The 11,845-nt window shown below is 31.9% G+C and carries 16 protein-coding genes; all 16 read left to right on the forward strand.

The window, feature by feature from the left end:
- The first annotated feature begins 7 nt into the window (after nucleotides 1-7).
- A complete protein-coding gene (locus ACJDT4_RS15415; RefSeq protein WP_406788465.1) occupies nucleotides 8-610 on the forward strand; it encodes a chemotaxis protein CheC in 603 nt (200 codons plus the stop codon).
- Nucleotides 611-626: 16 nt separating this feature from the next.
- The gene (locus ACJDT4_RS15420) at nucleotides 627-986 is read left to right on the forward strand and encodes a response regulator (RefSeq protein ID WP_406788466.1); all 360 of its coding nucleotides are present in this window, start codon (nucleotides 627-629) and stop codon (nucleotides 984-986) included.
- Nucleotides 987-1,026: 40 nt separating this feature from the next.
- Nucleotides 1,027-1,428: a chemotaxis protein CheW gene (locus tag ACJDT4_RS15425; protein ID WP_406788467.1), complete on the forward strand. Its 402-nt coding sequence runs from the start codon at nucleotides 1,027-1,029 to the stop codon at nucleotides 1,426-1,428.
- 25 nt (nucleotides 1,429-1,453) lie between these two features.
- On the forward strand, nucleotides 1,454-2,449 hold the full coding sequence (gene fliM / locus ACJDT4_RS15430; RefSeq protein ID WP_406788468.1) for a flagellar motor switch protein FliM: 996 nt from the start codon (nucleotides 1,454-1,456) through the stop codon (nucleotides 2,447-2,449).
- Nucleotides 2,442-3,728, forward strand: coding sequence for a flagellar motor switch phosphatase FliY (gene fliY, locus ACJDT4_RS15435; RefSeq protein WP_406788469.1), 1,287 nt, complete (start codon nucleotides 2,442-2,444; stop codon nucleotides 3,726-3,728). The genes fliM and fliY overlap by 8 nt, the downstream gene beginning before the upstream one ends.
- A gap of 281 nt (nucleotides 3,729-4,009) precedes the next feature.
- Nucleotides 4,010-4,288: a flagellar biosynthesis anti-sigma factor FlgM gene (locus ACJDT4_RS15440; RefSeq protein ID WP_406788470.1), complete on the forward strand. Its 279-nt coding sequence runs from the start codon at nucleotides 4,010-4,012 to the stop codon at nucleotides 4,286-4,288.
- A gap of 3 nt (nucleotides 4,289-4,291) precedes the next feature.
- Nucleotides 4,292-4,702 carry a flagellar protein FlgN gene (locus tag ACJDT4_RS15445; protein WP_406788471.1) on the forward strand — a complete coding sequence of 137 codons (411 nt, stop codon included), beginning with the start codon at nucleotides 4,292-4,294 and terminating at the stop codon, nucleotides 4,700-4,702.
- A gap of 14 nt (nucleotides 4,703-4,716) precedes the next feature.
- Entirely contained in the window at nucleotides 4,717-6,621 is a 1,905-nt protein-coding gene (gene flgK / locus ACJDT4_RS15450; protein ID WP_406788472.1) for a flagellar hook-associated protein FlgK, read from the forward strand.
- Between the two features lie 28 nt (nucleotides 6,622-6,649).
- On the forward strand, nucleotides 6,650-7,639 hold the full coding sequence (flgL, locus tag ACJDT4_RS15455) for a flagellar hook-associated protein FlgL (RefSeq protein ID WP_406788473.1): 990 nt from the start codon (nucleotides 6,650-6,652) through the stop codon (nucleotides 7,637-7,639).
- 14 nt (nucleotides 7,640-7,653) lie between these two features.
- Nucleotides 7,654-8,082, forward strand: a complete 429-nt coding sequence (gene fliW, locus ACJDT4_RS15460; protein WP_406788474.1) for a flagellar assembly protein FliW — start codon at nucleotides 7,654-7,656, stop codon at nucleotides 8,080-8,082.
- Between the two features lie 2 nt (nucleotides 8,083-8,084).
- On the forward strand, nucleotides 8,085-8,303 hold the full coding sequence (gene csrA, locus ACJDT4_RS15465) for a carbon storage regulator CsrA (RefSeq protein WP_406788475.1): 219 nt from the start codon (nucleotides 8,085-8,087) through the stop codon (nucleotides 8,301-8,303).
- 11 nt (nucleotides 8,304-8,314) lie between these two features.
- Nucleotides 8,315-8,680 (forward strand): flagellar protein FlaG, encoded by a 366-nt coding sequence (locus ACJDT4_RS15470; RefSeq protein ID WP_406788476.1) that lies wholly within the window; start codon nucleotides 8,315-8,317, stop codon nucleotides 8,678-8,680.
- 25 nt (nucleotides 8,681-8,705) lie between these two features.
- Complete coding sequence (locus tag ACJDT4_RS15475; RefSeq protein WP_406788477.1) at nucleotides 8,706-9,026, forward strand: hypothetical protein; 321 nt, start codon at nucleotides 8,706-8,708, stop codon at nucleotides 9,024-9,026.
- Nucleotides 9,027-9,036: 10 nt separating this feature from the next.
- Nucleotides 9,037-9,423 (forward strand): flagellar export chaperone FliS, encoded by a 387-nt coding sequence (gene fliS / locus ACJDT4_RS15480; RefSeq protein ID WP_406788478.1) that lies wholly within the window; start codon nucleotides 9,037-9,039, stop codon nucleotides 9,421-9,423.
- A 14-nt stretch (nucleotides 9,424-9,437) separates the two neighbouring features.
- Entirely contained in the window at nucleotides 9,438-11,303 is a 1,866-nt protein-coding gene (gene fliD, locus ACJDT4_RS15485) for a flagellar filament capping protein FliD (protein ID WP_406788479.1), read from the forward strand.
- A gap of 37 nt (nucleotides 11,304-11,340) precedes the next feature.
- On the forward strand, nucleotides 11,341-11,691 hold the full coding sequence (locus ACJDT4_RS15490; protein WP_406788480.1) for a flagellar protein FliT: 351 nt from the start codon (nucleotides 11,341-11,343) through the stop codon (nucleotides 11,689-11,691).
- Nucleotides 11,692-11,845: the final 154 nt, after the last annotated feature.

Genomic DNA, 11,845 nt, shown 5'->3' on the forward strand with positions numbered 1-11,845 from the left:
ATTTTTAATGGACTATTCTAAATTATCGCCAGTGCAATTAGATGCGCTTAAAGAGGTAAGTAATATTGGAGCTGGTAATGCAGCAACAGCATTATCTCAACTTCTAAATAAAAAAATTGATATGACAGTTCCAGCAGTAAATATCATACTTATGAGTGAATTGTTTGATGAAATAGGCGATGAAAAATTGGCTGTTGGGGTTATAGTTAGAGTTTTAGGGGATGCTCCAGGTAATATACTATTCGTTTTTGATAAAGATACAGCTCTAGGAATAGTCGAGTCACTTACAGGCCAAAAGGAGGAAAACTTAAATGATATGTCTAGCTCTGTACTTTGTGAAATAGGTAATATAATATCTGGTTCATATATGAATGCGATATTTAAGCTTACAAATCTTGTTATGACTCCTTCTGTACCAGCAGTTACTTATGATATGCTTGGAGCAATGCTTTCAACTACGTTTATAGAATCAGGTCAATATGATGATAATGTACTTGATTTAGAAACTGTATTTTTACAGGATAAAGAAAAAAATATTAGTGGGCATTTTTATTATATACCAGTGCCCGGTTCGCTAGAAAAAATACTTAACAGTTTAGGAATAAATTAATATGGAGGTTTGAAAAATGGCAAAAGTATTAATTGTTGATGATGCCGCATTTATGAGAATGATGATAAAGGATATACTTCAAAAAAATGGATTTGAGGTAGTTGGTGAGGCTAGTAATGGATTAAAGGCAGTAGAAATTTATAAAACAGAAAAACCTGATGTTGTGACTATGGATATAACTATGCCGGATATGGATGGAATAGAAGCTGTAAAAGCAATAAAAGCATTTGATTCAGCAGCAAGAATAATAATGTGTTCAGCAATGGGACAGCAGACTATGGTTATGGATGCTATAAAAGCTGGTGCAAGAGATTTTATAGTTAAGCCATTTCAAGCAGATAGAGTCCTTGAAGCAATAAAAAAGGCTTTGGGTTAAGTAAAGTTTATTTATAGAATTATTTGGAGGTGATTATACTGTGCAGATAGTTATTTTTAAACTGAATGATGAGCAATTTGCAGTTGAGACATCAAAGGTTCAGACTATAGGGGAAAGCATGATGGTTACTAAAGTTCCCAAAGCCCCAGAATACGTAAAAGGACTTATAAATATAAGAGGAAGTGTACTTTCACTTTTGGATATAAATCTTCTTCTTGATGTAAAAAAATCTGATGATGAACAAGAAAGTACTATAATACTTAAGCTAGAAGATGAACTTGTTGGAATATCAGTTAATCAAGTTGATGAAGTTCTTGATATAGATGAAGCAATTATTGAGAAATTAGATAGTAGTAGTAATAAAGAGTATGTTAAGGGTATAATAAATTTTAAAGATAGAATAGTTACACTTATAGATATTGATAAATTAATTAGAAATTAGTAATGAGAAGAAATGAGGGAAAACTATGGCAGACGTTTTGTCACAAAGTGAGATAGATGCTCTGTTATCTGCCCTGTCCTCTGGAGAACTTCAACCAGATGAAATTCCAAAAGAAGAAGAGAAGCAGAAAGTAAAGCTGTATGATTTTACAAGTCCTCAGAAGTTTACTAAGGAACACATGAGAACTCTTGAACTTATACATGATAATTATGCTAGAATAATATCTAATTATCTTACAGCACAAGTAAGAAACAATGTAAAAATAAATATAGAATCTGTTGAGCAAATAACTTACGAAGAATTTATTCATTCAGTACCAAATCCTACTTTTTTGACAATATTTAAAATGCCACCGCTCAGTGGATCTATTTTATTTGAAATGCCGCCTCAATTTGTATATCAAATACTTGATGTACTTCTCGGTGGTGCAGGCAGTGGAAAGTATAAAACAAGAGAAATAACAGATATAGATAAAAATATTATCATGAAGATTAATCAAGGGTTAATTGACAATCTAAAATTGGCGTGGAGTGACATAGTAAATGTTCAACCTGAGATAGAGACGCTAGAAACGAATCCAGCGCTTAATCAGACATTGGCTCCACACGAACCTGTTGCGCTTATAACTTTTTCAGCTGATATGGGTAGTAGTCATAATTTTATAAATATGTGTATACCTTATTTAAGCATAGAAAAAGTTCTTGATAAGCTTATTGTTCAATACTGGTATCAAGAAAGTAATGAAGAAATTGTAAGGGAATCAAGAGAAAGATTAAGAAACAGGTTAGATGTGGTTGAAGTTCCTTTAACAGCTAAATTAGGCTTTACGAATATAACTGTGGAAGATTTTTTGAAATTATCTGTTGGGGATGTAGTAACATTGGATAATAAGTGCAACAATCCAATTCCTATATTTATATATGATAAGATGCATTATATAGGGGCACCTGGAGTTATAGGTAAAAATATGGGAGTTAAGATATTAGATAATATAGATAAGGATGTGGAAAATTATGAGTGATGGATTTCTTTCACAGGAAGAGATAGACTCTCTTTTGAATGGAGACGGGAGTAATTCTGACTCAGGACAGCCGCCAGAGACAAATGAGGGTAATGATAAGAATAATAGTGATGAAATTTTAACCGATATAGAAAAAGACTTACTTGGTGAAATAGGAAATATTTCCATGGGATCTGCTTCAACAGCGTTGTCGACCATAATAAGTCAGCAAGTTAATATAACCACACCTGTTGTAAGCATTACTACATTAAAAGAGCTTAAGGATAATTTTGAAGTCCCTAATGTAGCATTAGATGTAAAATACATAAGTGGAATTGCAGGAGAAAATCTTCTTGTTATGAAGGTTACAGATGCTGCTGTTATTGCAAATCTTATGATGGGTGGAGACGGAAAGGTAACAAATCAGACTTTATCTGAAATAGAACTTAGTGCTGTTTCTGAAGCGATGAATCAGATGATAGGTTCGGCAGCTACTTCTATGGCTACTATGCTTTTAAGGGAGGTAAATATATCTCCTCCTACATCAAAAATATGGGATAATGATACAGATCCTTTAACAGAAACTATAAAAGATGATGAAAATGTTGTAGAAGTAGCATTTAAAATGACTATAGGTGATCTTGTTGATAGTAATATTATGCAAATACTACCTATGGAAACTGCAAGAAAAATGATAGGTATAATGATGGGCAGCGGGGAAGCTCCTAAAGAAGAAACTGCTAAAGAAGAGCAGCCAAAGGCTAATGAAGTTGTAAATAATGAAACAAATACTCAAAGCCAAAGTCCACAGCCTAGTAATTCTGGACAAATGGAGTATCATGAGGCACCGCCGCAGTATCAGCAGCCGCAGCCTCAATATCAACAGGCACCACCACAGTATCAGCAGGCACCACCGCAGTATTATGAGATGCCGCCTCAATATCAGCAGGCATCACCTCAATATCAGCAGCCGCCAGTTGAGGTTAATAAAGCATCATTTCAGTCTTTTGGACCATCAAGGTCTCAAGACATGCCTAAAAATATAGACCTTATACTCGATGTACCACTTGAGATTTCGGTAGTTTTAGGTAGAGCTAAAAAGAACATAAAGGAAATACTCAATTTAGGAACGGGCTCTTTAATAGAACTTGATAAGCTTGCTGAAGAGCCAGTTGAGATACTTGTAAATGGTAAAAAGGTTGCTTATGGTGAGGTTGTTGTTGTTGATGAAAACTTTGGTGTCAGAATTACAAGTATTGTTAGTAATGAAGAAAAGATAAAAAGTCTAGGAAAAAAATAATTATAAGTTAGATAAAAGATAGCCGGCAGAAATATTAACCGGTTATTTTTTATATTAGGAAATATAAACTTTATTTTTCACTTTACGATAATAAAAACAGGAGAAGGTAGTATAAAATTCATACTGCTTAATCATAAATTTAAGTATCTATTTTGAAACCAGTTCTAATTAAGTTTATATATGTACTATAATCAGTTAAAAGCTGAAGCTTAGAAACCTCTAATAGAAGCAGTATAATAAATATTTGAAGTGTATATATAGTTGATAGGAAGTGTATATTTATGAAAGTGAATAGCTTAGGTGCAGATAATAATGTAATTAGAGTTCATTCTCTTTATAGCTCCAATAGTAGAAAAATTAGTAGTACTCCTGCAAAGGATAGAATAGAAATTTCGGAAGCTGGAAAAATGCTCAGTAGTTTATGCTCAAATTTTCAAATAGATAATAGCGACAGCAAGGTTGAATTCATAAAAAGTGAAGTTCAAAATGGTACTTACAATAGAAATTCTAAACTAGTAGCGAAAAAGATTGTGGATTATTTTAAAGGAAGAGAGGTTTAAACTATGAAAGAAGCACTAAGTGAATTGATACTAAGGGAAATTGAAACCTTAAAGAATTTATTAATGCTTTTAGAAAAACAACATGAACTTTATCTTGAAAAAAATATATTTGGACTTGAAGATATTGTTAAAAAGATAGAAAATGCAAATATTGAAGTTGCAAAAATTGAAGTTGAACGAAGAAAACTCGAAGGAGATAAATCTATAAAGATTTTGGTAAAAGAAATTGATGATGATAGTTTAAGCAAAAATTTTGATGATATGATTCAACTTGTTCATAATGTTAAAAGTCAAAATAGTATAAATCAATTTCTTATTAAGCAGGGGCTATTATTTGCAAATAAGATGCTTAATTTATTTGGTAGAAATAAAAATGTAAAAACATACAATGCGTATGGGAAAGTAAGTAAATAGAAAGGGGTAAAAAAATGTCAGGATTATTTGCAACTCTTGATACATCAAGCTTAGGATTAACAGCCCAGCAGGCTGCTCTTAATGTAACTTCACATAATATTGCTAATGCTAGTACACCCGGATATACAAGGCAGAGAGCAGATTTACAGGCAGTATATGATAGTGAAGTGCCTAAAAATCAATCTGAAGGAAGAGGGGTAATAGTTTCAGATATAGAAAGAATTAAGGATGCTTTCATTGATTATCAAGTTAGAAATCAAACAAGTAACGAAGGTACAAATAAATCTATAAGTAATTATTTGGGAGAATTACAAAATATAATGAATGAGCCATCTGGTAGTGGAATGGGAAGTTTAATTTCAACCTTTTTTTCTAATTGGCACGATCTTTCTCAGAGTGCTCAAACTGAAACTACAAGAGGACTTATAGTTTCTCAAACCAAAACTCTTACAGATCAACTTAATTCCACGTATAAAAAGCTTCAGGATTTAAAAGCAAATTGTAATAATGAAATTGACAACGATGTTTTTAATATTAATTCCACTTTAGATAAAATAGATAGTTTAAATGCTCAGATAATTGATGTTAAGGCTTCAGGTGGAGAACCAAATGACCTTATGGATACAAGAGACACGCTTCTTAATACACTAAGTGAATATTTTAATATTAATGTAGATAGTAAAAAGATGAATGGTATAGAGCTTACTGCTAGCAATGGTAGTCAGCTATCAGGAAAAACTTTAGTACAAATTGAAAATGGTGATAAAGAAACTAGATTCTCGTATATTAATAATATTCAGGAAGTTAAAAATCCTGATGGTACATTAAAAAAAGATAGTTTTGGTAAGCAAATTTATGATATAACATATTACAAGTATGGAGATAAAACAACTGATAAAAATAAGGTTGATGTTTATGTAAGTGGGATAAGTTCAGATCAATTAAATGAACTTAGCAGAAACAGGGTACTATGGGCTGACAAGGATGGAAATGCAATAGGACTATCAGTTGATAAAAATGGCAAGAGTTTGTCAAAGGGAGGAAATTCAGATAATCCTATAAGTTTTGACAGCAGTTCCATGTTTACACCTACTGATGGAATCCTTAAAGGTACCTCATCTGTTCAAACTGATATTGATAAATATACTGATTACTTAAATAAAATAGCAAAAGCAATTGCACTTTCAGTTAATGCAGTTGAAAGTGGAAGTACAACAGCAAGTGTACCAACCACAGACGCGTCAGGGAAAATAACAAAAAGTGGTGATGCAATGCCATTTTTCGTAAATGGTGATAAAGCATCCTACACTACTGATGCAGATAATAAAAATCAGCTATCTAATTTAAGCGACACTTTAAGTGCTGAGAGCGGAATTACTGCTGGTAATATTTCTATAAATAAAGAAATATACGACCATCCCATGGAAATAAAAACAAGATTGCATGATAATGAATATGCCAAAGAAAGCGATAATCCAGTAGATGGTAATACAGATGGAGTGAGAGCGCAGGCAGTAGCCGATCTTGCAAATAAGCTGCTTAACGTTCAAGGAATTTCAGCAGATACAACAAGAGATGATTTCTTTAATGCTTCCAAAGTAAATCAACAATTTGGTGGTCTTGATGTTAATAAGGTGCCAACAGTGCAGGATTATAGTGGAGGTAGTACGGTTTATGATTATCTCACAGATGCTGTAACAAAATTGGGAACGGAGGCAAGTGCAGCAAATACAACCTTCAAAACTTCAAAACAGCAGCTTCAAGCTCTCCAGCAGTCAAGAGATTCTGTATCAGGTGTTTCACTTGATGAGGAAATGACTAACTTAATACAATATAATCATGCTTATCAAGCGAATGCAAAGGTTATTTCTACAGTAAATGAATTACTAGATGTTGTAATTAATGGTTTAATGAAATAATATAAAATAGTATAGAGGTGAATGATATATGCGTGTAACAAGCAGTATGCTTTCAAATAATTTTCTTTATGATTTGGGGAATAACCTCGAAAGTATGAGCGTTTATCAAAGGCAAATGTCAAGTGGAACTCTCATAAACAAGGCCTCAGATGATCCTTTAGGTGCATCAAGAGTTATGCAAATAAACAATGAAATGATAAAGAATAAACAATATACTACTAATATAAATAATGCAAATCAATGGTTAAGTGTAACGGATACAAGTTTAGGACAAATAGGTAGTGTATTACAGAGAATAAATGAACTTTTGGTTTCTACAGGTGACCCGACATATGGTGATGCTCAGAGACAGGCTATTAAGGAAGAAATAAATTCTAATATAAATCAAATCTCTCAAATATTAAATACAACCTATGATGGGAAATATGTATTTGGAGGAAACCGCGGTACAGATAAACCTACTCTTGTTACTACAGATGCAACAAGCAAAAATCAGCAGTTAAGTTATGCGAGTAAGGATGGAGTAACAAAAATGCCAGTGGGAGCTACACCTACAGCTGATGAAACAAATCAGCTTGGGATGATAAAGTCAAAACTCTCAACTGAAATCTCTGATGGTGTTTCAGTAAACTATAATTTTACGGCATCAGATGTAATGGAATTTAGAAATGATGCTGGAGTGTCTAAAGATTTAAGAACTATTTTAAACAATATAACTACACATCTGGATTCAGGAGATGTTTCAAGTTTAACAGGTAGTGATCTTTCTGATATAAAAGATGCTATAGGCAATGCCTCTGGTATTCGTACTGAAGTTGGTGCTTTGGAAAATAGAATGAAAAGTGCTAGCAGTCAAAACGAAATTGAAATTTCAAGCTTGACACAGGTTTTGGCAAGCACTAACGATGTAGATTATGCACAAGTAACAATGCAATATTCTCAAGCTCAAACAACATATTTAGCTTCACTTCAAACAAGTGCTAAAATACTACAACATACATTAATAGATTATCTATAATAGGGGTGTAGAAGATGAAATTGTATACTAAATATCACGGCATTAGAGAATACGATAAAAGTGATGTGATAACTTTTAGTAATGGATTACCTGGTTTTGAAAATTTGAAAAAGTTTATAATGTTTTCTATGGAAGAAAATAACGTATTTAGTATGCTTCATTCTATTGAAAACATGGAAATAGGATTAGTTTTGGTTTCACCCTTCTACGCTATGAAGGATTATGAATTTAAATTAGAAGAGCATGAAATTGAAGAATTAAAGATAAAAGATAAATCTGATATAGTTGTTTTAACTACGGTTTGCGTTAATAATGATGTAAAAAAAATAACTACAAATTTAAAAGCACCTATTTTGATAAATATTAAAGAAAAAATAGGGAAACAATTAATATTAGATAATGAAAAATATTCTGTAAAGTACCCTCTTTTAAGGGAGGAATAAAAATGCTAGTTATTACAAGAAAAAAAGATGAGTCTATTCTTATAGGTAATAATATAGAAATTGTTGTTGTTAAAGTTGATGAGGGTTCTGTTAAACTTGCTATTAATGCACCAAAAGATGTGAAAATTTTAAGAAAGGAGTTGTATAAGGAGGTTATCGAAGAAAATAAAAAATCAATTTCAATTGATAGTACTATATTGAAAGATATAAAAAATAAATAGAGGTGTTAAATATGGATGTTGAGGCTATAAGTCACGGAGGACAAAATCTATACAATATCGATAGCAGCTTGGTAGATGATAACAAAAATCCACAAAATGATATCGCAAATAGTATTTCGCAGGATAAAAGTACTCAAAATGATGGTATAAGTGAGAAAGATGCAAAAAGAGCTGCAGATGTAATGAACAATCTTTTAAAGGATAAATCAACTCACATAGAATATGAGCAGGATGAGGACTTTAAGTATATAATGATTATGAAGGTTGTTGATAATGACACAAACAAAGTCGTAAATGAAATACCATCTAAAAAAATTTTGGATATGGTAGCTCAATTTTGTGAAATGGCTGGACTCATTGTAAACAAAAAAGCCTGATTTCTTGTGAGGAGGTACTGCAATTGTGGAATATATATTAAATAAGATTGATATGGAAGTAAGAGCAAGAGTTAATCAATCTACCGAGGAACATAAGGTACATCCAAAGGGTGAAATACAATCCGTAAAAAAGTATAATGGAAATAAAAATCAGAATCACAAAAATAGGAATGACAATAATGAAGAAGATAAAAAGTTTGTGATATCCAAGAATAAGCTAAAAAATAGTAAGATAGTAATAACTGCAGTTAAAAACAATAAAATTGTTGTAGATGCAGAGTTTGATAAAGATAAATCATTAAGTAAAGATATACAGAAGGGAAATTATTTAGACATTAGGAGGTAGAGGTTTAATAATGTATGCTAAAAATGCTTATGACCAATATAAACAAAATAGTGTAAATTTTGCTTCAAAGGATCAATTATTATTAATGCTTCTAGATGGTGCAGTGAAGTTTGTTAAAATAGGTAGACAAGCTATGGTTGATAAGAATTATCATAAGTGTAATGAAAACCTAAAAAAAACTCAGGATGTATTTTATGAATTAATGATAACTCTTGATTTAGCTAAAGCTGGAGAATGGGGACCTAATATGATGTCAGTTTATAAATTTATAATAGACAGCTTAGTTAAGGCAAATATGAAAAAAGATTTAGAAATGTTAGATAAAACTATTCCTCTTATAGAGGATGTAAAAAATACCTGGAATGAAGCTTATAAGGCTTCTATAAAAGTAAGGTAAAGGAGTGGTAAATAATGAGTACAGTATCTAGTACAACCTCTACAACAAATCCATATTTGATTCCATATAGTACAAGTGATATAAGTGGAACAGATACAACATCTTCAAAATACTCACAAACATCTAATGGTACTAGTAAAAGTGGTAGTACTGGTTCTACATCAGGGTCTTATTCACAAAGCTTAGTTTCTCAAATGTCTGGGCTTGATGTTAGTAGTTTGGTTAATGAATCAATGGCCTCAGATGTTATTAAACTTAATAGTCTACTTGCAAAACAGCAGAAATCTCAGTGGATACAGGACAGATATAGATCTATAATATCAAATTTGCAGGATTTTAGCAGCAAATATTTTGATAGTTCATCCAGCAATTATATATTTTCTCCTGATGTTTTTTCGGTAAATGCTGCAACTTCATCCAATGCAAATATTCTTAGCACGACAGCTTCAAATTTAGCAAAAACCGGAACGTACACAGTTACTTCAGCTACATTAGCAACAGCTGCAAATATAACCAATGCGAATACTGTTACTGCACAAAATTCAGCTGCATTTTCTACATTAGGGCTTTCTGGCACAATAAGCTTTAACATAAATGGAAGCAGTACACCTGTAACTTATGATTTGAGTGCAAATGGTTATAAAACTGTCTCCCAAGTGATGAATGATTTATCAAACTTAACTGGTGCCAATTTCTCATACAGCGAACTTACAGGTAAATTTAGCATTACATCAAATTCAACAGGTTCTAATCAAAAATTAAATATTTACGAGGCACATGATGCTGGTAGCTATACTAATGCAAGTGGAACTGTAAATATACAGTATAATAGTTCTGATGCAAGCACCTCAGCTTTTTTATCAAAATTATATAATATAGGAACAGGTACTGGCGAAACAAAAGATGTTAGTGCGTCTGGTAATAATGGTACATTTACTATAAAGGAGCCGGGAGATACTGTTGCTACGTCTGTATCAGAAGCCTCAAATAACTTTACAATTGATGGTGTATCTTACAGCTTTTCAAGTAGTTTTGATTCAACTACTCCAGTTGCAATAAATGTAAAGCAGGATGTATCTTCAGCCGTGAGTAAAATTCAGGATTTTGTTGCCGATTATAATAATTTAGTTAGCGGTATTAACGCTGTTACCCTTGAAAAAAGTGATCCTAGTTATGCTCCACTAACTTCAACACAGGAATCACAAATGACTACTAGCCAAATCACAGCTTGGAATCAAAAAGCTCAACAGGGACTTTTACAGAATGATGGTACTTTAACTGATATGTTAAATGAAATGAGAACTGCTTTTTATACACCTGTGAGTGGAAATAGCCTTACTATGAGAGGCATTGGATTATCTACAGCTGATGATTATAATGATGCAAGCAAACGTGGGAAAATTGAAATTAATGTAAAGCAGCTTACAGCAGCATTGCAAAGTAATCCACAGGGGGTAGCCGACTTGTTTACTAAAAAGTCCACTAGCTATTTAAATTATGAATCGGCATTAAATGTGGATACTAGTACAGATAAAGATGCAGCTAGCAAGGCAATAGCTAAAAGAAGCAGCGAAGAAGGTATATTCCAAAGGCTTAGCGATATAGAAAAAAAATATGCAGGAACTTATATTGATAAAAATGGTAACCAAGGAATTCTCTTGACAAAAGCAGGATCATTAGATGATCAATATTCTTTAACAAGAAATTCATTGTATAAAGAGATAAAAGAAGAAACAGATGCTGTTTCCGATTTTAAAAGTAAGATGACATTGGATGCAAAAATGTATAACCAAAAGTTTAGTGCTCTTCAAGCTGCACTTTCAGCATTAAGTACACAACAAAGTTATTTATCTTCAATGCTAAGCAGTAGTTCTTCATAAATATTACTTTTTAATTTGTGAAAGGAAGTAATAGCCTATGGAAGATACTAGAACATTAATAACAAGCTTTAGAGAAAAAACTTTAGATATTTTAAATTGTCTTAATAATGAGGATTTTGATAAGCTTAATGAGCTGCTTCAGGAGAGAGAAGCAATGATTAAAATATTTAAGGAAAATCCTAATATATATACAAAAAAAAAGATAGCTGAAGAACTTAAACATACAGATATTATGGAGTTAAATGACAAAGTAAAAGAGCTTATTGTTAAAAATATGAAGGATATAAAAGAAAAACTTGAGAATATAAACAAGGATAAGTTTGTTAAGAAAAAATATTATAATGGTTTTTCTGGAAATTCAATGTTTTTTAATAAAAAAGTTTATTGAAAACTATAAAGTAATAAAAAGGGCTTACGATAAAGTAGTATAAGCAATGATGGGGTTTAAAATTGAGTGGCCATAAGATTTTAAACCTTATAAAAATAAAATATATGGGAAAGGATTCCCAAGTTAAATTCAAGGAGGAATTTATTATGATAAT

The sequence above is a fragment of the Clostridium neuense genome, from assembly GCF_045310695.1.
GTDB lineage: Bacteria > Bacillota > Clostridia > Clostridiales > Clostridiaceae > Clostridium_S > Clostridium_S neuense.

What these genes read in the sequence shown, in the direction of transcription:
- fliM (WP_406788468.1), top strand. Translation starts at nt 1,454, where the DNA reads ATGGCAGACGTTTTGTCACAAAGTGAGATAGATGCTCTGTTATCTGCC.
- ACJDT4_RS15445 (WP_406788471.1), top strand. Translation starts at nt 4,292, where the DNA reads ATGAAAGAAGCACTAAGTGAATTGATACTAAGGGAAATTGAAACCTTA.
- csrA (WP_406788475.1), top strand. Translation starts at nt 8,085, where the DNA reads ATGCTAGTTATTACAAGAAAAAAAGATGAGTCTATTCTTATAGGTAAT.
- fliY (WP_406788469.1), top strand. Translation starts at nt 2,442, where the DNA reads ATGAGTGATGGATTTCTTTCACAGGAAGAGATAGACTCTCTTTTGAAT.
- fliS (WP_406788478.1), top strand. Translation starts at nt 9,037, where the DNA reads ATGTATGCTAAAAATGCTTATGACCAATATAAACAAAATAGTGTAAAT.
- flgK (WP_406788472.1), top strand. Translation starts at nt 4,717, where the DNA reads ATGTCAGGATTATTTGCAACTCTTGATACATCAAGCTTAGGATTAACA.
- fliD (WP_406788479.1), top strand. Translation starts at nt 9,438, where the DNA reads ATGAGTACAGTATCTAGTACAACCTCTACAACAAATCCATATTTGATT.
- ACJDT4_RS15420 (WP_406788466.1), top strand. Translation starts at nt 627, where the DNA reads ATGGCAAAAGTATTAATTGTTGATGATGCCGCATTTATGAGAATGATG.
- ACJDT4_RS15470 (WP_406788476.1), top strand. Translation starts at nt 8,315, where the DNA reads ATGGATGTTGAGGCTATAAGTCACGGAGGACAAAATCTATACAATATC.
- fliW (WP_406788474.1), top strand. Translation starts at nt 7,654, where the DNA reads ATGAAATTGTATACTAAATATCACGGCATTAGAGAATACGATAAAAGT.
- flgL (WP_406788473.1), top strand. Translation starts at nt 6,650, where the DNA reads ATGCGTGTAACAAGCAGTATGCTTTCAAATAATTTTCTTTATGATTTG.
- ACJDT4_RS15440 (WP_406788470.1), top strand. Translation starts at nt 4,010, where the DNA reads ATGAAAGTGAATAGCTTAGGTGCAGATAATAATGTAATTAGAGTTCAT.
- ACJDT4_RS15490 (WP_406788480.1), top strand. Translation starts at nt 11,341, where the DNA reads ATGGAAGATACTAGAACATTAATAACAAGCTTTAGAGAAAAAACTTTA.
- ACJDT4_RS15415 (WP_406788465.1), top strand. Translation starts at nt 8, where the DNA reads ATGGACTATTCTAAATTATCGCCAGTGCAATTAGATGCGCTTAAAGAG.